The 19,961-nt window shown below is 65.2% G+C and carries 21 protein-coding genes; 12 read left to right on the forward strand and 9 right to left on the reverse strand.

The window, feature by feature from the left end; translation table 11 throughout:
- Positions 1 to 92: 92 nt before the first annotated feature.
- The 4 genes from E5F05_RS21210 (at position 93) to E5F05_RS04665 (ending at position 1,506) form a co-directional block, all read left to right on the forward strand.
- On the forward strand, positions 93 to 236 hold the full coding sequence (locus E5F05_RS21210) for a hypothetical protein (protein ID WP_164973346.1): 144 nt from the start codon (positions 93 to 95) through the stop codon (positions 234 to 236).
- Between the two features lie 27 nt (positions 237 to 263).
- Positions 264 to 515: a hypothetical protein gene (locus E5F05_RS04655; protein WP_129117578.1), complete on the forward strand. Its 252-nt coding sequence runs from the start codon at positions 264 to 266 to the stop codon at positions 513 to 515.
- A 303-nt stretch (positions 516 to 818) separates the two neighbouring features.
- Entirely contained in the window at positions 819 to 1,157 is a 339-nt protein-coding gene (locus E5F05_RS04660; RefSeq protein WP_186805501.1) for a DinB/UmuC family translesion DNA polymerase, read from the forward strand.
- A gap of 73 nt (positions 1,158 to 1,230) precedes the next feature.
- Entirely contained in the window at positions 1,231 to 1,506 is a 276-nt protein-coding gene (locus E5F05_RS04665) for a hypothetical protein (RefSeq protein WP_241687050.1), read from the forward strand.
- A gap of 261 nt (positions 1,507 to 1,767) precedes the next feature.
- On the opposite strand, the gene E5F05_RS04670 is transcribed toward E5F05_RS04665, so the two are convergent.
- On the reverse strand, positions 1,768 to 2,124 hold the full coding sequence (locus tag E5F05_RS04670) for a cysteine peptidase family C39 domain-containing protein (RefSeq protein WP_129117580.1): 357 nt from the start codon (positions 2,122 to 2,124) through the stop codon (positions 1,768 to 1,770).
- On the opposite strand from E5F05_RS04670, the gene E5F05_RS04675 reads away from it, so the two are divergent.
- The gene (locus E5F05_RS04675) at positions 2,103 to 3,476 is read left to right on the forward strand and encodes a toll/interleukin-1 receptor domain-containing protein (protein ID WP_129117581.1); all 1,374 of its coding nucleotides are present in this window, start codon (positions 2,103 to 2,105) and stop codon (positions 3,474 to 3,476) included. The two genes, E5F05_RS04670 and E5F05_RS04675, sit on opposite strands and share 22 nt — an antisense overlap.
- A 330-nt stretch (positions 3,477 to 3,806) precedes the next feature.
- Here the strand turns inward: E5F05_RS04675 and E5F05_RS04680 are convergent, their stop codons facing one another.
- Together E5F05_RS04680 and E5F05_RS04685 are read right to left on the reverse strand one after the other, a co-directional pair.
- Positions 3,807 to 5,588: a patatin-like phospholipase domain-containing protein gene (locus E5F05_RS04680; RefSeq protein WP_129117582.1), complete on the reverse strand. Its 1,782-nt coding sequence runs from the start codon at positions 5,586 to 5,588 to the stop codon at positions 3,807 to 3,809.
- An 85-nt stretch (positions 5,589 to 5,673) separates the two neighbouring features.
- On the reverse strand, positions 5,674 to 7,269 hold the full coding sequence (locus E5F05_RS04685) for a phospholipase D-like domain-containing protein (RefSeq protein WP_244944484.1): 1,596 nt from the start codon (positions 7,267 to 7,269) through the stop codon (positions 5,674 to 5,676).
- 506 nt (positions 7,270 to 7,775) lie between these two features.
- Here E5F05_RS04685 and E5F05_RS04690 point away from each other — a divergent pair.
- Genes E5F05_RS04690 through E5F05_RS04705 form a run of 4 tightly spaced genes read left to right on the forward strand, consistent with a single transcriptional unit; the run spans position 7,776 to position 12,374 of the window.
- On the forward strand, positions 7,776 to 8,852 hold the full coding sequence (locus tag E5F05_RS04690) for a nucleotidyltransferase domain-containing protein (RefSeq protein WP_129117584.1): 1,077 nt from the start codon (positions 7,776 to 7,778) through the stop codon (positions 8,850 to 8,852).
- Positions 8,853 to 8,908: 56 nt separating this feature from the next.
- A complete protein-coding gene (locus E5F05_RS04695; protein WP_164973348.1) occupies positions 8,909 to 10,708 on the forward strand; it encodes a ThiF family adenylyltransferase in 1,800 nt (599 codons plus the stop codon).
- Entirely contained in the window at positions 10,705 to 11,196 is a 492-nt protein-coding gene (locus tag E5F05_RS04700; RefSeq protein ID WP_164973349.1) for a Mov34/MPN/PAD-1 family protein, read from the forward strand. Before E5F05_RS04695 ends, E5F05_RS04700 begins: the two co-directional genes overlap by 4 nt.
- The gene (locus tag E5F05_RS04705; protein ID WP_129117587.1) at positions 11,193 to 12,374 is read left to right on the forward strand and encodes an SAVED domain-containing protein; all 1,182 of its coding nucleotides are present in this window, start codon (positions 11,193 to 11,195) and stop codon (positions 12,372 to 12,374) included. Before E5F05_RS04700 ends, E5F05_RS04705 begins: the two co-directional genes overlap by 4 nt.
- A gap of 517 nt (positions 12,375 to 12,891) precedes the next feature.
- Here E5F05_RS04705 and E5F05_RS04710 read toward each other — a convergent pair.
- Both E5F05_RS04710 and E5F05_RS04715 read right to left on the reverse strand, forming a co-directional pair.
- Positions 12,892 to 13,299 carry an HU family DNA-binding protein gene (locus E5F05_RS04710; RefSeq protein WP_375791552.1) on the reverse strand — a complete coding sequence of 136 codons (408 nt, stop codon included), beginning with the start codon at positions 13,297 to 13,299 and terminating at the stop codon, positions 12,892 to 12,894.
- Between the two features lie 239 nt (positions 13,300 to 13,538).
- A complete protein-coding gene (locus E5F05_RS04715) occupies positions 13,539 to 14,015 on the reverse strand; it encodes a TlpA family protein disulfide reductase (RefSeq protein ID WP_164973350.1) in 477 nt (158 codons plus the stop codon).
- 225 nt (positions 14,016 to 14,240) lie between these two features.
- On the opposite strand from E5F05_RS04715, the gene E5F05_RS04720 reads away from it, so the two are divergent.
- Genes E5F05_RS04720 through E5F05_RS21850 form a run of 3 tightly spaced genes read left to right on the forward strand, consistent with a single transcriptional unit; the run spans position 14,241 to position 17,737 of the window.
- The gene (locus E5F05_RS04720) at positions 14,241 to 15,230 is read left to right on the forward strand and encodes an AAA family ATPase (RefSeq protein ID WP_129117590.1); all 990 of its coding nucleotides are present in this window, start codon (positions 14,241 to 14,243) and stop codon (positions 15,228 to 15,230) included.
- Between the two features lie 33 nt (positions 15,231 to 15,263).
- A complete protein-coding gene (locus tag E5F05_RS21845) occupies positions 15,264 to 16,790 on the forward strand; it encodes a S8 family peptidase (RefSeq protein WP_146719918.1) in 1,527 nt (508 codons plus the stop codon).
- Positions 16,748 to 17,737 (forward strand): S8 family serine peptidase, encoded by a 990-nt coding sequence (locus E5F05_RS21850; RefSeq protein WP_186805502.1) that lies wholly within the window; start codon positions 16,748 to 16,750, stop codon positions 17,735 to 17,737. Before E5F05_RS21845 ends, E5F05_RS21850 begins: the two co-directional genes overlap by 43 nt.
- A gap of 313 nt (positions 17,738 to 18,050) precedes the next feature.
- Here the strand turns inward: E5F05_RS21850 and E5F05_RS21215 are convergent, their stop codons facing one another.
- The 4 genes from E5F05_RS21215 to E5F05_RS04740 form a co-directional block, all read right to left on the reverse strand.
- On the reverse strand, positions 18,051 to 18,203 hold the full coding sequence (locus tag E5F05_RS21215; RefSeq protein ID WP_164973351.1) for a hypothetical protein: 153 nt from the start codon (positions 18,201 to 18,203) through the stop codon (positions 18,051 to 18,053).
- A gap of 123 nt (positions 18,204 to 18,326) precedes the next feature.
- Positions 18,327 to 18,932: an MFS transporter gene (locus tag E5F05_RS21550; RefSeq protein ID WP_244944485.1), complete on the reverse strand. Its 606-nt coding sequence runs from the start codon at positions 18,930 to 18,932 to the stop codon at positions 18,327 to 18,329.
- Positions 18,875 to 19,549 carry an MFS transporter gene (locus E5F05_RS21555; RefSeq protein WP_244944486.1) on the reverse strand — a complete coding sequence of 225 codons (675 nt, stop codon included), beginning with the start codon at positions 19,547 to 19,549 and terminating at the stop codon, positions 18,875 to 18,877. The genes E5F05_RS21550 and E5F05_RS21555 overlap by 58 nt, the downstream gene beginning before the upstream one ends.
- Positions 19,546 to 19,911 carry an ArsR/SmtB family transcription factor gene (locus E5F05_RS04740; RefSeq protein WP_102124842.1) on the reverse strand — a complete coding sequence of 122 codons (366 nt, stop codon included), beginning with the start codon at positions 19,909 to 19,911 and terminating at the stop codon, positions 19,546 to 19,548. Before E5F05_RS04740 ends, E5F05_RS21555 begins: the two co-directional genes overlap by 4 nt.
- Positions 19,912 to 19,961: the final 50 nt, after the last annotated feature.

A 19,961-nucleotide genomic window follows, 5' to 3' on the forward strand; every position in this document is an offset into this window, starting at 1 on the left:
ATTGGGGCTCGCAGTCGCCCCGTTCTTCCATACTGGGCGCCATAACGCGCTTCCGCGATGAGGCCTGGCAGAACCCCGATCCAGCCTGGACCGTGGCCGACTGGGAGAACGCGGCGCTGGACTTCACGGCCCAGCATTCCGAGTCCCTGGTGTACGACCTGCCCGCCCGAACTTATGCCCTGATGTCTAACCTGCTGGCCGTCCAGCCAGAGGCCAACGCCACGCAGCTTTCATAGGCGAATCTGGTCTGCCGGAAGATCTTCGTGCGGGTGATGCAGGACCTGCGGACGGCGCACCTGCTGATCGCGGCGGGGTACCCGGCCAGCGCGGGCGCGGTGGCGACCTCCATCTTCAAACTGGCCTACGAGATCGCCTGGATCGGCCGCGACGCGCACTGGGCCGAGCAGTGGAATGGACACGACATCAGACGTGACCCCGTGATGAACTACCACAACCGCATGGTGAGCGTTCTGGCAGCCAGGCTGCCGATAGTGACACGATACGAGGCATGCTGACAGGAGCGGACCTGCGGGCGAGGACGCTGGCGGAACTCCAGGCCATCCTGGGTTCGGGAAGCTCCTGAAACGCGGACGAAAATCAATTGAACCAAAAAGCCTCTTCGCAACGGCCACAGGTGAGGTGACCTGAGCAGGAAAATGAGGGCAGTGTTGCATGGGCAGGTGCGGCTCGGCACGCGCTGGAATGGGAACTGTTTTCAACTAGGTTGGTAAGGAAAGGAATACTCCGTTCCAGACGCGTCGAAGCACTGATGAGTATGCATACCTTCGTCCGCCTTTCAGGAAGCTCGCCCCCCGCCTGTGCGAGCTGGCGCGGGGGTGGATGAGCGGCCGGTGGAGGTGCACCGGGAGCCGCAGTCCATCGGGGTGGAGCGCACCTTCGACCACGACCTGAGCACGCGGGAGGCTGTCCTGGCCGAGCTGCCGTCCCTCACGGCGGAGGTCGAAGCTCGGTGGTCGAAGCGGGGCTACGTGGGGCGGACGGCGGTGCTGAAACTCAGCTTCGAGGACGGGACGACGGTGACGCGGCACCGGACCCGCGAGCAGCCGTTCCAGGGGGCGGACGAGCTGGCTCAGACGGTGACCGAGGTCCTGACGCCGGAGCTGCTGCCGGGCACCGGGTCCGGTTGCTGGGGGTGAGTGTGGTGAACCTGTAGGCCAGGGGCTGACGCCCCCCTCGTGCGTTGAGGCGGCAGGGCGCACAATGGGGGCAGTGATTCCTGGCCTTTTCGTCTTCGTCATCACGGCGCCTGAGGGGGTCTTGCGGGCCCGCTTCGACCTGGAACCCGGCCGTTGTTACCTCCCGTGCGACGTGCGGGTGGAGTGCGGGGGGGAGGCGGTGTGTTCCGCTCATACCCTGACGGTGGAGGCCACGGCGCTGCCGTCCGAGGACGAGTTCCGGGACCTGGCTGCTCGCGCGGCGACTCGGACGGCGGACGACACCCCGGACGAGCTGCGCCGGCTGCTCAACTTGCTCATCCCCTTTTGAGCCGGAGCCATCGGGAGTGTGTTTCCCTGGAAGTACGAAAGAACGGGGAGGGCGAACAGCGCCCTAGACCTGGGGCACGCGGAGTGTTGGCTGGACGCGGAGTTCGTCGAGCCCTGCCCGTCATGAAGGAAGCGGGCGGCAGGCGGTTCATCCTGGTTCACCCGGTTGAGCCGTCCCGACATTTCCCGGCGCAGCGGGTAGGGTGAAGCCCGGTATGTCCCTTAACCTTGATGGCATCTTCTGGGAGGCGCTCGACCATGCCTACGGCCCCGCCAACGATGTTCCCGCGCTGAAGACCTGGCGCTGGTCGTCGAGGGCCCACACCACCCGGAAGTGTAGGACTTTGTCGACTTCTTTCAGCCGCTCCAAGACGGTCACGAAATAGCCATTGGCAATCAGGCTGCGGATGGTGTTCACATTCGCCTGCTTGACCCGTGTGGCATCAAGGCCAAGTTGCCGGGCGAAGGGCGCAATGCCGTCCGCGCGCATGTACGAGATGGGGGAAGGGCGAGTGCCGGCGCTGATAGTGGCGAGCGCCATGTGCACGCCGTAGTACCCCAGCACCATCGCCACCCTCGCGGGACCGCAGCTGTTCCATGGGATTATTGGGCCAGTCATGGCTCCTCCACCCCGCGCATTCCTCTCCTACGCCTGGGGAGACGCCCACCATCAGGCAAGAGTTCGCCAGGGCCCTTCGGGGAGCCGGCATTGATGTTGTTTTCGATCAGTGGGACCTGAAACCCGGCCAGGATACAAACGTCTTCATGGAACAGGCTGTTGGTGACCCTTCCATTACACATGTGCTGATGTTGCTGGACGCCAAGTATGTGCAGAAGGCCAATCTGCGTCACGGGGGCGTGGGCATTGAAACGCAGTTGATCAGTCCAGCTGTCTACGGTGACCCGCGCCAGACCCGGTATGTACCGCTGCTTTTCAATACTGGAGACGGCTGGGCGGGCCTGCCGCATTATCTGAAGTCCCGGCTTTACTTCGATTTTGGCACTGATGCGGCCTGGGAGACCAATTGGCCGGCGCTCGTGCGGCACCTTCATTCGGTGGAATCGGCCCGCCCGCCCCTGGGCGCCGTTCCTCTGGAGCTTTTTCAGGATACGGCGCAGGTGCGGCACGTATCCCCAAAAGCAGAGCGCGTGATCCCCACGGATTTGCCAGCGCCTTATGGGTTGATCTATGACCGGCTACATCAGGTCTTGAAGTGGCATACTCTGGACAGTTTGCGAGCCGCTTCGTTGTTAGCCCCCTTCGGCTTCAGCCTAGGCGTTCTGGCAAGCCCAAGTCAGACGGTGGCCCATCTGGACGAAGCTGCGCTGACGTTCATCACTGACTACTTCCAGGTCAGCCGCGACTTTCTCCTGGGCCGAAGTCGGGAGCCGGGCTTGTGTGCAGGACACTGGTACAAGCACCCGCAGGAACTGTGCCAGCGGATTGCTGACCTCCATATAGGAGATCAGTTGGGCACTGTCTTCTTTATCGCGCTGCCACAGTCACCTGCCCTCGGAGATCAGCGGAAAAAGCGATTCTTCCCAGCCCTGATGGAGCCAGACCTAGATCTATTTGTGCTGCTAACGCAGCGACGTCAGCCGGGTGAGCATGAGTTCTATACCTATGAGGTCTGGGAGGCAGGACGCTGGAACTACGAAAAGTGCCGACTGGACCTGAAGGCGATTGCTCTCTTCTGTCAGCGGCTGAACCTGAAGAGAAACGTTGTGTTCTTTATGGGAGGCTCGCTCCCCGACGATCGGTTCAAGGCCGTGACGCGGGGCACGCGACACGTAGCAGAGTTTGTGGAAGAAGGCTTTGTAGGTCTGAGCCCAAGATGGCATCCAGACGATTACGTGAGCGACGCGCCACATCTAGCGAAGGAGATTGGTGAGATGCCGCGTGTCGTGGAATGCTACGAGTGGTATGGACTTGAGGGCATTATCGAAGCAGTCCTTGCCCGGTCTAATTGATATCCAGATCATCGGAGTGCTTGATCTGAAGTGATTTCTCGGAGAACCCAGGCGATGTGCCAACGCCCCTGAGTTGCCAGATTTCATGACCGGCATCAACAGGGGACGGGACAGAGCCACGATCTACCTTAATTAGGAATTAACCCGTGGAAAGGCTCGTCGAACTTGCCTTCTCCATCATGGTTGTGAGCGGTCGGGCGCCCAGGCGACGTTGCGGCTTCCACCAGTCCTGATAGCTGTCCGTTTCCTTGGCCCCCGGAAGTGGCGGGTCGTCTCGAGGGAGGGCTCGTCCAACTGGCCTCCTACACTGCTCAGCACGGTCCGCCCCGCCTATGGCTCCGGCCTCAGTTTCAATTCCAGTTGTGGGCGGGGCGCGCCCCGCTCCCTCAGAGACACGGGGGACACCTTCAGCTCCTTGCCCAAGTCTTGCAGCGCTTGTGCGACCTGATCCGCCACTTGTTGCCCCGCGGCCAAGAGCGGGTAGCCCCGGTTCCGCGCTGCGAGGATCTCCGGCCACGGCATCTCCCCCTCCCGCACCAAGCCGACCTCCGCCTCGAACTCCCTCGCCAGTGCTTCCACCCCCGCCAACAACGACAGCAGCCGAACCCGGCGGTGGTTGTCCCATGCGGTCCCCGACGCAAAACGAGTGGTGATCAGGTGTGCGGCGGCCCGGCCGCGCTCCATCAGGCGCGTCACCGTCTCCGCGTCCATCCCCAGATTCAGGCCGCCCTCGTCCTCAGCCAGGTGCACGTGCACGATGCGGTCGCGGTACCCGGGCGCCTGCACGAACACCCCGTCTCCCCAGTTCTTGGCGGTGTCGAGGAGGGCCAGGCCGAAGCCGCCGAGGCCCTCGATGGGGCTGAAGGTGGGGTTCAGGCCGCCGCGGTTCCCGTCGGGCATCCACACGTTCTCTGCCTCGTCCGCCGAGGGCTCCTGACCACGGGGATAGCGGCGGAGGTTCACCGCGAATGTCGGCCGCTTGGGCAGGGGATCGTCAAAGAGGTGCACCGGGAAGTTCGAGGCGAGGCCGCCGTCGGAGAAGTAAGCGCACTCCGCGGTGCGCTCGCTCTCCGGCACGGCGAGAGAGTAGTCGACGGTATACAGGGGCACGGCACTGATCAGGCCGGGAAAACTTAGGCTCAGCCGCGCCGCGAGTGCGACGGGCAGGGCAGGGCCAGCGGGGAGTGGGTGCAGCCCTTGTGCGGCGAGCCGGGCGCGACGGGCTACCGCACGCTCGTCGTTCGAGGAGATCGGCCGGGGGTGCTCAAGCAGGTACTTCACAACCCGCTCGGGGAAGAGGGCGCGGAATTCACTCTCCCGGAAGTAGAACCGGTCTCCCCGCGTGAAGGGCAGCCGGTAGGGCCGCCCGTGGGACAGGCAGGTCGTCATCATCTGGAGGTCGATGCCCTGCGCCGTCAGGTCCTCGAACGTGAGTGGATCGCCCCCAGTGCCCCGGCCCGCGACGCGGTCGAGGGCGTCGGTGAACCAGTCCGTCAGGGCGGGCACGCCGCCCCCTTCGCTTCCTGAGCCGTCGCACAGTCCGTAGTGATTTCCTTCCAGCACGCTTTTGATGCTGGCGAGCGATACGCCGAGTGCGGCTGTAGCTGCCCCGGCAGCCCCAAGCCCCAGGCCAATGAGGGTGCCAGCCAGGCGTCCGTGGGAGGTCTTGTTCGTGCGGGCGACGAGGGCTGAGCCGAGGCCCGGCAGAGCACCCACAATCGCGGCGAGGGGCTGGACACGCATCGCGGAGAGCGGCCCCCTCCACCCCCAGTCTTTCCCGACCGCTCCCGATAGAAAGTTGAAGGTGCCGCGAGTACGTGTCTGCGGCTGGAAGAGCTGCTGGAGGTGGAGGGGGCCGGGGACGGCCCCCTGCCCGAGCCAGGCGGCCTCACGCTCCAAGGCGTCCATCCCGCCCTGCCCGCACTGACGACCGTACTCGGCAGCGGCCGCAAAGGCGGCGCCGATCGCCCCGGCGCTGCTACCCCCGAGGCAACGGAAGCGGTACGTCCGGGCGAGTTCCACGATGAGGGCCGGATACACGATGCCGCTCGTGATGCCTCCCTCCAGCACGAGATTGCACTCTCGCAGGCCAGCGACGTCCTGATCGGTCATCCTGCCCCCCCTGTGCCCGCGAAGCGCTCGCGATCCAGCGTGCGGAACTTGTCCCCGCCGAAGTAGTCCTGCGTCCAAGCGTCGGTCAACGCGAGGGTGGGCGTGGCGGAGGCCCCCTCTTCCCGAAGCAGCCAGCGGAACCGGTAGTGGTCGTAGATCCGCAGGAGTTCGCAGCCGTAGGCGTCGGCGACGTCGGTGTTGCCGCGCAGCACGAGGTAGTTCTCGTCGTTCCCCCGCTGGCATTCTTGGAGTAGTTGTGGCTGCCGCTGATGACAGTGGGACGGTCCGTGGTGAAGTCGAGCACGACGAGTTTGGTGTGGATGAGGATGCTGCCCGCCTGCCCGGCGGTGTTCTCCTGCAAGAAACCCTCCAGGCCGCTTGGGAGGAGGGCCGCCGCGGCGAACTGCCGGCCACGGTCACGGTGCGTTCCCACGATCTCGCCCCCAGAAGTCTCCCCGGCCGTTGCTGGGGGACCCTCCTGCCGGCGGTTCTGGAGGCCGAGCCGGAGGACGTCGTCGCCCTCCATGCCCCACAGCGCGTTCAGAATACGAGCGTCGAGGTCGAAGGCAGTGCAAAACATGACGTCACGCTTCGCCTCCTTGATGAGGGTGACGAATGCGTCCAGGTCGCGCTCACCGCTGCGGGGTGAGAAGCCGACAAAGCACTCCCCCCATGACCCGGGCAGCGGGTTGTGCTCGTCGATGTATTGCTTGGTGGCCTTGGGGGCTAGCCCGGAGAAGAGCACCTCGAACAGGTCCAGGTACGTCCGGGCGACGTGCGGAGTCTGCGCCACATGCACGACGTTGGCCTGGCGGTACACTCCATTCTCAGTGAAGTTCGTGCTGCCGCATAGGGCGGCGTGGGGCATACGCTTGCCGTCCTGGAGGCGGCTGCGGACCATGAACTTGTGGTGGTGGATGCGGGTGGTGACGCGGGCGCGCTTGTACGCCTCGGGAACCCGGGTGAGGTTGTGCTCGTTCTCGGCAGTCTGCGGGTCCCTCGCGGCAGCATGGTAGACGACGCGGACGTTCACGCGCCGCTGCACGGCCCGCTCGACGGCGTGCAGGATGGGGAGGAGTTCGTACTCGTAGATGGCGATGTCCAGGGCCCAGGTTTCATCCTGGGCGTCGTCGATGAAGCGGACAATCTGCTCAAGGGCGCCTCGGCTGAGCCATTCCAGGGCGTTGGCGGGCAGGACGGCGGCCTGTCCCGCCTTCTTGCGGGCGAGCAGGTCCTCGGCGACCCGGGGAAAGCGGCGGGCGAAGGCCTGGCTGGCCGCGGCGGCGCGGTTGAACGTGACGATGTGCTCGCCAGCGTCCTGGGGGGAGGTGGTGATGGTCACGCTGGGACCGGGCTGAACGTCAAGGGCACCCGGCTGGCCGTAGACAGGGTGGACCGTGTAGGTGTAGGTGCGGTTGGGGTAGACCGCGTAATCGCTCCAGCGGAAGGCCTGAATGGGCGCGACGTTCGTGGGGAGGGACTCGCCAGGCTCATGGGGCTGATCTGGAAAGGCGAGCTGGCCGGGGAGCCAGCGTTCGGAGCCGTCGGGGGCGGAGCGGTGGACGGCGAACCCCAGCAGCCCCGGGCGCCGTTCTGGGGCAATGTCAAAGGCGAGGAGGACGCCGGTGGTGCCAGCGTAGGCTTTGAGGGTGAGGCCGTCGTGGGCAGCGGTTCGGCGCATCCGGACTCCTGGCCAGCGGTTCCTGCGAGAGGGCGGACGACGGAAGCGGGGAAAGGGAACTCCACTGTAGTGCGGTCAGGCGGGGTTCGGAAGCGCAGTTGCGGCGAGATGGTGAGCGCAGGACATCCGCGGGGCGGCCCGACCCCTGCGACGTGACGCCCTGCTCCAGACCCGGGGTGGCAACATGAGAGGTGGAGAGACGCAGTCGAACTATCATTCCGTGCCGATCAGCGCGAGAATTGCTAAGGCAGCCGTGATGCCCAGCCCGATCCAGTGCTTGCCCAGCGATGAGTTGAAGGTTGTGGGAGGATCACCTTCTGGTTGTATGGTATGTCCCGTCAGCAGACCGCTAAAACCTCCCTAAAAATTCCTCCTCTAGAGTTCCGTCCGCCTTCAAGAGCGCTGACGTGTGGTTGTTATGCTATTTACAAATTGAGGCGGCACTGTTATGCTGGCCTCGTTTTACGCCCGTCACGTATTTCCGTACTCGTTATAGGAGGGGACGAATGGCCAAGGTTCAAAAGCAGTTCTACGAGTTCGACAAAGAGATCCAACTGGGTACCACCGAGGAGGAGCCTACCCTTCGTGAAAGGCGTGAGCAGGTACTTGACGCCTTGCGGTCGGGCCTGAAAAAGCTCTTTGAAGACAAAGACGAGTCCGCACCCAGCTTCAAGAAGTTCGACCAGGGCAGCTATAGCCTCAAAACCGGTGTCAAGCCTATTGACGAACAACACGACTATGACATTGATGTCGGCGCCGTTTTCAACATCGATTCCACACAGGGTGACTACAAGGACGACCCCACCAAGATCAAGCGCCTGATTCGCGATGCCCTCGACTTGGAGTTGGACGAGGGTACCGTGGAGATCAAGACGCCATGCGTCACAGTCACCTTTGATGACGGCTGCCACGTTGACCTCGCCGCCTACGCCGACCCGGATATGCGTACGGACATTGAACTCCCGCTCGCCCGGGGCAAGGAGTTCGCCGGGAGCCCTGAGTGGCAAACCAACCACCCCAGCGAACTCGCTCGCCGCATTAGGACGACGTTCTCCATCAAGGAGGAACGCCAGCAGTTCAAGCGTGTACTCCGTGCTCTCAAGCGCTGGCGCGACCACAAGTACCGCTCGGCCACCAGCCATGCCTCCCCAGTTGGGGTGGGCCTCACCGTGGCCGGATTGACGATGTTCACGCCGCAGGGGCGTGAACTCTACGGCACCACCGATGACCGCGCCGCTCTCCAGAACTTCGTTCAGAACCTGCTCGATACCTTTCAAGACAACATGAAGGGAGACAAAGACGATGAGCTCGGCCGGAGGCTGGTGGTTGAGTTGCCGTTTGCTCCCTATACGGATGTCTTCGCCCGCATGACCAACCGCAATATGGAAATCTTCGAGGATCGCCTCATTGACCTCCGTGACGCCCTGCGCGATGCGGGCGACGCCGGGAAGAACACGGATGCCTGCAAGGTCCTGCAAGGGCAGTTCAAGGGCTTTCCGGACGGTGAGGACGAGGAAGAAGAAGGCACGAAGGACTCCGTGAAGAAGGCCGCGGCCATCCTGACCCCCTCCATCTCGGGGTGAACTCGACGTTGACGAGCCGGGCCCAACTCATCGTCTGGCTTGAGGAAGTCGGTCGTTTGAACCTGCTTGCCAACGCCACCATCACGACCAAGCCTCAGGGCCTCCCCTGGGCTCGCAACCGCGGCATCGCTGCGTGCTTGGTCGGCGATGCCACTATTGGAACCAACAGCGTCACGCTCCGCGTTGGCCTTACCAGCGCATTCCCATCCCAGCTGCCTTACGTCCAACTCGTGGCCGACGAGGGAGGACGGGCTGATGGCATCACTGCGCATGTGGGGCATGACGGCGACATCTGCTACGTCCCGACGCGCGACCAAGCCTTTGACCCACAAACCCCCGTCGAGGTAATTCTTGACGCGCTCAGGCGAGCCTTAACGACTCTAGAGGATGCCTGGACTGCTCCGGACAATCACGAACTCCTGGACGAGTTCCCCCTGTACTGGGTGCCTCCTGCCGGATCGAAGTCGAAGCCCTCGGCCATCGCCTCCTATTTCGTCCCGGACGAGCGCTGCCGCGTCTTGGCTGCCTGGCGGGCTTCGGATGAGGGCAGGAAGGACGCCAAGGGCCGCACGTCCATACGGCGTCAAGCTGCTCATGTCCCGCCTGAACCGTACGAGGCGGTCGGCGACCTGGGCGGTGACTTTGGGCCCAACGAGTTCAATCGCCACCGCGACTTGAGGATGAGCACTCCGAGTACTTCAGCCCTGTACCTACCGCTGGAGCCCACGCCGCTCATCGTGCCGCCGCTCTCCAGGAGACAGTGGACGCCCACACAACTGCGCGACATCGTTCGCGGATCTTTATCGCCCGAAAACCTACTTGTGCTCGACGACCTTCTGACCAGCCGAAAGATGACGGCAGATCTACTGGTGCTCGGCATCCCCCGCCCCAAGCGAGCACAAGAACACCGCTTTGGTCTGGTCGCCGTGCAGGTCAGGGGGATGCGTCGTGGACATGTTCTGTCGCTGGACGCTAATCTTCTCCCTATTCAGCTGGGGCCGCTCTCGGTGGTTCGGCGTGATGCGGCCTACCTCATGCCGCGCGGTGGCAGCACCGCCTCCCTCCTCGATAGGAAGGTGCTCCTGCTCGGCTGCGGAGCGCTCGGCGGTTACGTCGCGCCCATGCTCGCCGCCGCTGGAGTTGGGCACCTGACGCTGGTCGACCCGGACAAGTTCATGGCGAGCAACACATACCGGCATGCCCTCGGTCGGCGCTTTGTCGGAAAGCCGAAGGTCACCGGGATGGAACAGGCTCTGCACGAGAAGTACCCCTACCTTAAGGTGACAGCGGTCGAGAAGCGCACCGAGGTGGCCCTCGGCCAGGGTGACTTCCAGCTGGGGGACTTCGACCTGACCGTCGATGCCACGGGCGACACGACGCATCAGCTGATGCTGGCCAGAGCGCTGCGCGACTTCCCCGTTGCCTATCGTCCACCGACGCTGCTGCTCTGGCTAGAGGCTCTGGGATTGGGCGGCCATCACCTGACGGTGATCCCAGGCGAGGCTGGTTGCCCACGATGCCTGTACTCGTCTCCCCAAGCGCCCATGGCGAACGCCGCATCCTTCGGCGCGCCGTACCAGCACATCGGGCACGACGAGCTGGGGTGCGGGACGTTTCACACGCCCTACTCCGACCTTGATGCCATCAAGACGGCTGAGGAGGCCGTCCGAACAGCGATCGACGTCCTCCACGGCAGGCTCGCTCGCAGCCTCCTCCGGTCATGGAAAGGCAGCCCCACAGCGTTCAAAGCGGCTGGCCACCAGCTGTCCGAGCGCTACTTCAAAAAGCGCGGTGCGTTGCGCAGGGGCGAAGCGTACGACAATCCCGACTGCCCGCTGTGCAGAGGGAAACCATGACGCTGCTGCTGCGGACGACCGCAGGACGCATCCTTGAAGTGCATCGACGTGTGCTGGAAGCCATGTGGGCTTATACACAGGTGCACCCGAAGAATACGGAGGCTGGCGGCATCCTTGTTGGTCATGAGCGCCAGCAGGGCAACCTTGTCCTGGATCGCTTTACCTCGCCGCAGCCCGGAGACCGCCGCACGCGCACCCGCTTTCACCGCAGTGTCGAGCCGCATCAGGAACTCCTGAACCTAATGTGGCTTGCTTCCGGCTGTACCCGCACTTATTTCGGGGAATGGCACACACATCCGGAGCCCTGCCCAACGCCGTCTTCGATTGACCTGCGCAGCTGGCGGAAGCACTTGAAGCAGGAGGAGGCCCGCGAAAACGGGCTGCATTTCATCATTGTTGGCACCGCCATCACGCGCGTCTGGCATGCCAATCAAGGTGGGCGCGACGTCACTCTCATAGGCGAAACCCACACGGAGTTCAGGGTATGACTTGGGAACCCCCGAAAACCATCACGAAGGAAGTCAAAGGTCACACGAACCTCAACGAATTCAACACGATTCGGCTCTGGGTGGCGGCTGGGGGACGATGCGAGATTTGCAACGACCTTCTCACTGAGAGCCCTATGACGTTCGAGCCGTTGAACCGTGCTGAGAGGGCACATATTGTCGGTCAGGGCGGGCCGAAAGCCCCACGTCACCATCCTATCGATTCACGCCAGAAGGCTGATTCCATCGACAACATTATGCTGCTGTGCTTTGATTGCCACCATGAGATTGACTCGCGCCCCAATGACCCTAAGTTCTCTACAGAAGCTTTAAAAGGGATTAAACAGCAGCATGAAGAAAGAATCTGGTACCTGACAAGCTTGAAACCTAAGCGTACCCACATCGTAGCGTTCAGAACATATATTCAACAAACTCAAAGTGAAGATGCCCAACAGCAGGTGACAAACCTCGACGCTTCGCAAATGCGTGATGCTGTTCTGCCCGACTTCTTCCCAGATCAGGCAAAGCCTTCACGCTTGACCCTTCCGTTGACGACAGAGGAATCTCCTGAACATTGGGCTGAGCTGCGGAAGTTGATCACCCGTCGTTGGGCCGGACTTGATCTCGATGACGTTGAACACCTATCGATCTTCTGCCTGGGCAAGATGCCAGCCATCGCTTACTTTGGCAGCGTTGTCGGCAGCACTCGACCTTTACGCGTTATGAACGTTCAGGACGGCAGTCCCACCCGTTGGAAGGAAGCCGCCCAGGTTGCCGACGATTTTACCTATGAAGTCGATTCTCTGCCCGATACAGAAGGAGTGAGTGAAGTCGTGCTTTGCCTTTCGATGAGCGGTCTGATCACGACCAGCCAATTTGGCCCGGACGTGCCCACCGATACGCCAGTGATCCACATCCGTACTCCCGAGCGGCATCGACATAAACATTTTCTCATCGCTGAGAAACAACTGAAGCACTTCAGGCGAGAGTTCTCGCTACTCCTCAGTGCGATCCAAAGTCGTTACGGGCAGAATTGCATCATCCACCTGCTAATGGCGGCTCCAACTCCTATAGTGTTCGAGGTCGGGCGTCAGCACCAAAAGAATCACCACCCGCCACTGCGCCTCTACAACTGCGTCGGCCACATCTTCAGCCCCGCCTTCGATCTTAAAAGTTTATAGGATGTCCGTACCTACATGTCCCATGAGCTCTAAAAGACAGCGGACGTCTTAATAGGAGGGCCATCGCTGCAACTTACATCCGTATATGTAACTGCTCTCGTAACCAGGATATGTTGAATGTGAATAGGAGAAAACGATGAGTCACACTGGCATCACTTTCCCACGTACTTTTGCTGTCATGCGTGCGGCCGATACCACAGGGGTCAGCGGCATAGGTCATGTCCTTGACGGCGTGATATTCCACACAGGTCAGGTGGTCGTCTGTTGGCGGTCTGCGCACGGGAGCATCACAATTTTTGAGAATTGGGCGGCTTTTGATAGTGTTCATTTAAAGGCCCACCCAGAGAACCGCGCGCGCTTGATTTTCGTTGATGGTGGATTGTCACCCAGTTAGAGGCTGACAAGTATACATTTGAGGTTAATAGGCCTCAAGATGAGTCTGCTGTGAGTCATTGAGTTGGAGCAGAGGCAGAGACCTTGAAGGAGCGAAGTGCTCTGCACGAAATACCGAACGCCCCTAGTCTGCTAGGAGGACGTGATAGTCGGGACTTCGTTGTTTGAGTTCACCTTTCAAAGTTTGAGCGACTTTGAAGGCGACCTTCTTGCCCGCGGGAATCTGGATGCGCTCGCTGGTGCCGGGGCGCACGCCGGTGCGGGCAGCGGTGTCCCGCACACTCAGGGTGCCCAGGCCGGGCAGCCCCACGCTCTGCCCCTGGCGGAGGGCCTCGACGATGGTGTCCATGGCCGCGTCCACCCCCTGGGCCGCCTGCTTCTTCGTCAGGCCGCTCTTCTCCGCCACCTGCTCCACGAGCTGCGTCTTGGCGACCTTGCCGCCGCGCCCGGCGGTCGCCTCGGCGGCGCCGCGTTTCGGGGCTTTGGCGGCAGCAGGCTTCTTGGCCGGGGCCTTCGTCGACTTTTTCGTCATGCCCCGCATCGTGCCTGCCGGACGGCAGAAAGGCAAGCGGGGGTCAGGCCACGCTGGATGACCGACCCCCTTCCGCCGACCCCTGCCCTCCGGTCAGAGGGTTCCTTCCCCCGCCGCTGGCCCGGGACGCCGCGGAGGGGCTGCCACGACCCCCGCCCCATCCCCGGCGACGCCGGTCCGTGGCGCCTCACCGGGCTCCGTCCCCCGACCCTGGACCCGGAGAGCGACGCACCTCTGCCTCACAACAGGCCTTGCAGGTCGCGCACCAGGGTGGACTCGTCGAGGCGTGCGTGAACCACATTCCGCACCCGGCCGCGCCGGTCGATGAACACGGTTGTGGGGAGCGTCGCGTGGTACTCATGGAAGATCACCACCCCCGGATCGCGACCGGTCAGGACGCCGAAAAGGAAGGGCGCGTCGTAGCAGGCGAGGTCAAGCGGCGTGACGTGCGCGTGCAGGCTGATCACGGTCAGGTCACGGTCGACATACTCGTCCTGGTAGAGCCGCAGCAACTGGTCGTTGTCCCGGCACACCGTGCAATGCACGTCCCCAAAGAGAATGATCACCGCCTGTCCGCGCAGGGCCGAGAGCCGCACGGCCTGACCGTTGATGGTCTGAAACGCGAAGTCGGGGGCCAGCGGGCCCGGAGGACCCCCGCCGCCCGCCAGAGCACACGTGAACAGAGTGAGGACGACCATCCAGGTGATCCGCCGCATGCCCATGTCTCCCCCCGCCGCGCTTGACCTGGAGTGTACCGGTTGGGCGTCGGGGGCGGTGGGCCGAGGATGAGGAGACCCGGCTCGGTGGCCCCGGGGGAACCTCGACGTCGGGGTCCTCCCGCCCTCTTCCACTGATATAACCGGGACATCTTCAGACGCGGTCTCACGTACCCTGAGCAGCAGGGATGCAGGTCCGCTGACCCCTTTTGCCCCGGAGGCCCCATGAGTACCTCGAACCACGTTCTCGCGCTTGTGAAAAGCCACGTCGACCGGGACGATCAGCAGTTCCTGTCGGTGGCCCTGCAGGTCGCGGCGCGCGAGGCCAGGCAGGGGCACGGCAACGTGGCGCAGGAACTCCGCAAGCTGATCGACCTCGCCCGCTCACGGGAGGGCCTCCCGCCGCCAGCTTCCCCCTCCCCGCTGGTGTTTCAGCCGCTGCCGCCCAAGGGGGAACTCGCCTCGCTGCTGTCGGTGTCGCACCCGCGCCAGCGGCTCAAGGACCTGGTCCTGCCCGACGAGACGGCCGGACGCCTGGAGCGGGTGATTCACGAGTACGTGCAGCAGGAACGGCTGCGGGCCTTCGGGCTGACCCCGCGGCGCAAGATCCTGATGATCGGCCCGCCCGGCAGCGGCAAGACGCTGACCGCGCACGCCCTGGCCGGCGAGCTGGGACTGCCGCTCATGACCCTGCTGCTCGAGGGGGTCATCACGAAGTTCATGGGGGAGACGGCGGCGAAACTGCGGACGGTCTTCGAGGCGATGGGCACGATGAGGGGCGTCTACTTCTTCGACGAGTTCGACGCCATCGGCGCGAGGCGCAGCGCGGGCAACGACGTGGGGGAGATTCGGCGCGTCCTGAACTCGTTCCTCCAGTTCCTCGAGCAGGACACCTCCACGAGCCTGATCGTCGCGGCCACCAACCACCCGGAACTCCTCGACCCGGCCCTCTTCCGCCGCTTCGACGACGTGATCGAGTACCAGTTGCCCACCCCGGCGGTCATTACCCGCATCCTGAAGAACAAGCTGGCCCGGTTCGCGCCGCCCAAATTCTCCTGGTCGAAGGCGGCCGCCGCCGCCGAGGGGCTGAGCCACGCCGAGGTGGCCCGGGCCGCGGAGGAAGCCGCGAAGACGGCCATTCTGGGTGGACGCGAGCAGATCGGGGGCACGGAACTGCTCGCGGCGATTGAGGAACGCAAACTCGCCCGCCGATGAGCTGCCGAGCCGCTAAGATGCGGGACATCCCGCATGACTGATCCGCGACGCGATTTGAACCACCTCTACCTGGAGGGCCCTGGACAGGCCACACGGTACGAGGTGCAGGGCAACGTCAGGGCGCACATCACGCCCCGCGACGACCGCGCCGCGCACGCGGCGGCCCTGGCGGGTCAGCTCGCGCTGGCCAGGCAGGCGCTCTCGGGCCTGCCCCGGGACCCCGCGTTCCCCGAGGGGCCGCAGGGGCAGTACCTCGACTTCGAACTCACGGGGCGTGACGCGGACAAAGCTCTCCTGCAACGGCTGGAGGGTCGGCAACAGGGCATCGAGGTGGCCTCGGTCCGGCGGGACCCGGCGACGAACCGCGTGGTCGCGACGGTGGTCGTGCCGCAGGCGGCGGCCGAGGCCTACGACCGGCGAATCCACGAGTACGCCAGCGTGGACACTCCCGGCGGAAAGCCCAAACGCGCGTCCCTGGTGACGAACATCGAGGGGATCCGGCACGCCGCCCTGCGCTCCATCTTCGTCGGGGACGCCGCGTCGCTGCCCGGGCCGGGGGCGGCCGTGTGGTGGGAGGTCTGGGTCCGGCAGGGCGCGGCCGAGGAGTTCCGGCAGGTCGCGCGGCGGGTGGAACTCACCGTGGCCGGGGAGAGCCTGAGCTTCCCGGACCGGGAGGTGCTGCTCGTGCACGGGTCCTTCGACGCGCTCAGCCGGATCTTCCTCCACACCGTCGTGATGGCGGAGTTGCGCCTGTCCCGCGACACGCCCGACGTGTTCGTGCGCATGAACAATGCCGAGCAGGCCCAGTGGGTGGACGAGGCCGCCACGCGCCTTCTGCCTCCCGACGCGTCGGTGCAGACGGCCGTCCTGCTGCTCGACAGCGGCGTCACGCGGCCCCACCCCCTGATCGCCACGCACCTGCACCCGAACGACTGGCAGACCTGGCACCCCCACTGGGGACCGGACGACTCCGGGTGGGACGGGCACGGCACCGCCATGTCGGGGCTGATCCTGCACGGGGACGTCCTCGCCTTTCTGCTGTCGAGCGCGGCGGCGAGGCTCAGTCACCGGCTGGAGTCCGTGAAGATCCTGCCCCCGGCCGGGCACAACCCCCACCACCTCTACGGGCGCATCACCCAGGACGCGGTGCGGCAGATGGAGGGGACCAACCCCGAGCGGCAGCGCGTCATCTGCCTGGCGGTGACGGCGACCTTCGACGTGAACCGGGGTCGGCCCACGGCCTGGTCCGCCGCCCTCGACCAGCTCACGTCCGGGGGCGGTGACGAGCCCCAGCGCCTCGCGGTGGTGGCGGCCGGGAACAACACGCCCGCGGTTCCCGACCTGTTGAGCGACTACCTGGGGTCGGCCGACACCGCGCAGGTGCACAGCCCCGCCCAGGCGTGGAACGTCCTGACCGTGGGGGCGTACACCGACAAGACCAATCTGCTCGACCCTCGGTACACGGGATGGTGGCCGGTGGCGCCCGGGGGGACCTGTCCCCGACCAGCAGCACGTCCGTGCTCTGGCAGGAACAGTGGCCCATCAAGCCGGAGATCGTGATGGAAGGCGGCAACCTGATCGTGAACGGGGGCACCTTCGATGCCAAGCACCCGGACGTCCGGTTGCTCACGGCGGATTTCGACCTCACGACGGGGCACCTGCGGGACTTCGGGGACACGAGTGCGGCGTCGGCGCTGGGGGCGCGCATGGCGGCCCAACTCGCGGCGGAGTTCCCGCACTACTGGCCGGAGACGATCCGGGCGCTGATGGTGCACTCCGCCGAGTGGACGCCCGCCATGCAGGCGCGCCTGGCCGGGTCCCGCCGCCTGGATGTCCGGAACCTCCTGCGTCGGTACGGGTACGGCGTCCCCCAGCTGGAGCGGGCCCGCCGCAGCGCGCGGAACGACCTCACGCTGGTCGTCCAGGACGCCCTGCGCCCGTTTGAGGCGGTGGGCAGCCGAACCCGGATGAACGAGATGCACCTGCACCGCTTCCCCTGGTCGGCCATCGACACGGCGGCGCTGGAGGGCCTGGACCTTGAGATGCGCGTCACGCTGTCGTACTTCGTGGAACCCAATCCGAGTGAACGCGGCTACGCCCAGCGGTTCCGCTACGCCTCGCACGGCCTGAGGTTTGCAGTGAAAGGCCCGCTGGAGACCGAGGCGGACTTCAAGGCCCGCATTCAGCGTGAGAGCCTGCCCAACGAGGGGAGCAGCATCCGGGACGCGGGCAACGATCATTGGGCGTTCGGCCCCAGACTCCGGACCTCCGGTTCGATTCACTCGGACCGCTGGCGCGGGGACATCACGACCCTGCAAGCTTGTGAGGCGGTGCTGGTCTACCCTGTCAGCGGGTGGTGGCGCGAGAAACGGGGCGGCACCCCGCCGTACGTGGACCGCGACGCGCGGTACGCCCTGATCGTGAGCCTGCGGGCCGTGGAGGCGGACGTCGACATCTACACGCCCATCGCCACGGCCCTGAGTATCCCCGTGGAGACTACGGTGTGACCGCTGGGGACCCGACTATCAGGTCGACGTGGAGCGGGACCGGTGGTTTCCCCGGTTGCACCAGGGCGGGCCGTCGGGGTCAACCCGCCTCCTCCGCTGGTTGGGTCGGGAGCGGCCTCAGGCGAGCGGCCAGTTTCCCACCGGGTTCTGCCCATTGAAGCAGGGCTCACAAGGTCGGTGCGGGCTCTGCCCCACCGCTTCAGGTCCCCGTCACGCCCGGAGCGCCGAAGGAAGCGGGGAGAGGGCCTTCCCTGTTCAGGCCGCCCCTTCGCGCGGTGTTCTCCGCCGGGCCGGGGCGCACCTGCTGCGGGGCTCAGCCCTCGATCAGGCCGTTCTCGATGGCGAACCGGTCGTCCTGCTCGTCCAGCTCCGCTTCCCGGCCCTCGTTCACCAGGCGTTGAATGCGGGCGGCGCGGTCTTCCTGGGCCGTCTGTTCGGACTGGCCGGTGCGGTCGGGTTGGGTCATCGTTCCAGTGCAGCAGGCCTGCGTGAAGGCCACCGGCCAGCGGTCTCAAGGGCGGCTGAAGTTGGCCCATGACGCCCGCCCGGGAGCGTGCCTCCGGACGGGCGCCGGGCCGGGCGTCTCCTTTCAATCGGTCGAGGAACTCGGCTTGGCCGCAGGACTCGGCGTGCCGCGGGAGAGGAGGGACACGGCGGCCAGGATCACCAGGGCCAGCAGCCCGCCGTACAGGAAGGCGTGGTCGGGCAGTCGCGCGCTCAGGAGGCTCGCCACCGGGTACGAAAAGGCCCACCACAGGTGACTCCACGCGAAGTGCGCCCCGTACACCCGCCCCTGCGCCGCCTCCTCGGTGCGTTCGGCCAGCAGCGTCTCGGTCGGCAGGTTCACCCAGTTCTGCCCCACCCCCGCCACCAGCCACAGGATCATCAGCGGCGCCAGGCCCACCACGTCCCCCGGCAGGATCGCCAGCGAGGTCAGCAGCGCCCCCGCCAGGATGAAGGTCGTCCTCGGCACCCGCCGCCCCGCCGCCCCCACCGCCAGCGAGGCGACCGTCGCCCCCAGGCCGTAGAGCGCCATCACCCAGCCGTACTGCGCCTCGCCGAGATTCAGCCCTCCCTGCACCCGCACCACCGTCACGACCAGGATCAGCGCGCCCGCGACCGCCGCCACCAGTTCCATCAGGAGCGCGAAGCGGACCGGCGCGTCCCGCCACAGCCGGGCCGTGCCGTCCCGCACGTCCGCGAGGGTGCTGCGCTCCACCTCCCCCGCCCCGCCCGCAGGCTGGGCAGGGTGAGCACCAGCAGGCCCGCCAGCACAAAGGACGCCGCGTCGAAGAAGAACAGACTGCGCCCCCCCACGAAGGCGGCCAGGACCCCGGCCAGCCCGGGGCCGACGATGCCCAGCAACTCGGTCGTCGCGCTGGAGAGCGCGAAGGCGGGGCCCGCGTCCTCGCGCCCAACCACCAGCGGCACGGTGGCCTGGTTGGTGGGGGTGAAGAAGGCCGTCAGGCTGTTGAGCAGGAACATCAGGACGTAGACCTGCCACACTTCCCCCACGAAGGGCATCAGGCCGATCACGACCGCGCGGGCGAAGTGGCAGCCCACCAGGATGGTCCGGCGTTCCAGGCGGTCGGCGAGCACCCCGGCGAGCGGGGAGAACAGCACGAAGGCGGTCACGCGCAGGGTGAGGGCTGTGCCCAGCACGACGGCGGCGTCCTTCTCGGCGAGCTGGTAGGCCAGCAGGGCGAGCGCGACCCAGGTGAAGGCGTCGCCGATCTGGCTGATCGTCTGGGCGGCGTAGAGCCGGGCAAAGCGGGCGTTGCGCAGCGCGGAGAATGGGGCCAGGGCGTTCACTGGACGCTTCCCATCACCGTCTCGGTGCCGGGGTGGTCGGGGAGGCCGAGGCGTTCGTGCTGGGCGTGGGAGAAGGCCTCCTGCAGGAGGCGGGCGACGTGCCCGTCGGCGAGGTGGTAGTACACGCTGGTCGTCTCGCGGCGGGTCCTGACCAGCTCGGCGCTCCGCAAGAGGGCGAGGTGGCGGCTGACGGTGCTTTGGGGGACGCCCAGGGCCTCGACGAGCTGGCCGACATTGCGCTCGCCGTCCCTGAGCAGCAGCAGCAGTTGGACCCGCAGGGGTTCGGACAGGGCCTTGAACACTGCGGTGACCCGGCTCAGGTCCTCCGGGTGGGCCGGGCTGGGAATGGCGTGGCGGTGCATGCTGCTATCCTAACATCCGTGCTTCCGAATATCCGAAAATTAGAAACCTG

The organism is Deinococcus metallilatus (genome assembly GCF_004758605.1).
GTDB lineage: Bacteria > Deinococcota > Deinococci > Deinococcales > Deinococcaceae > Deinococcus > Deinococcus metallilatus.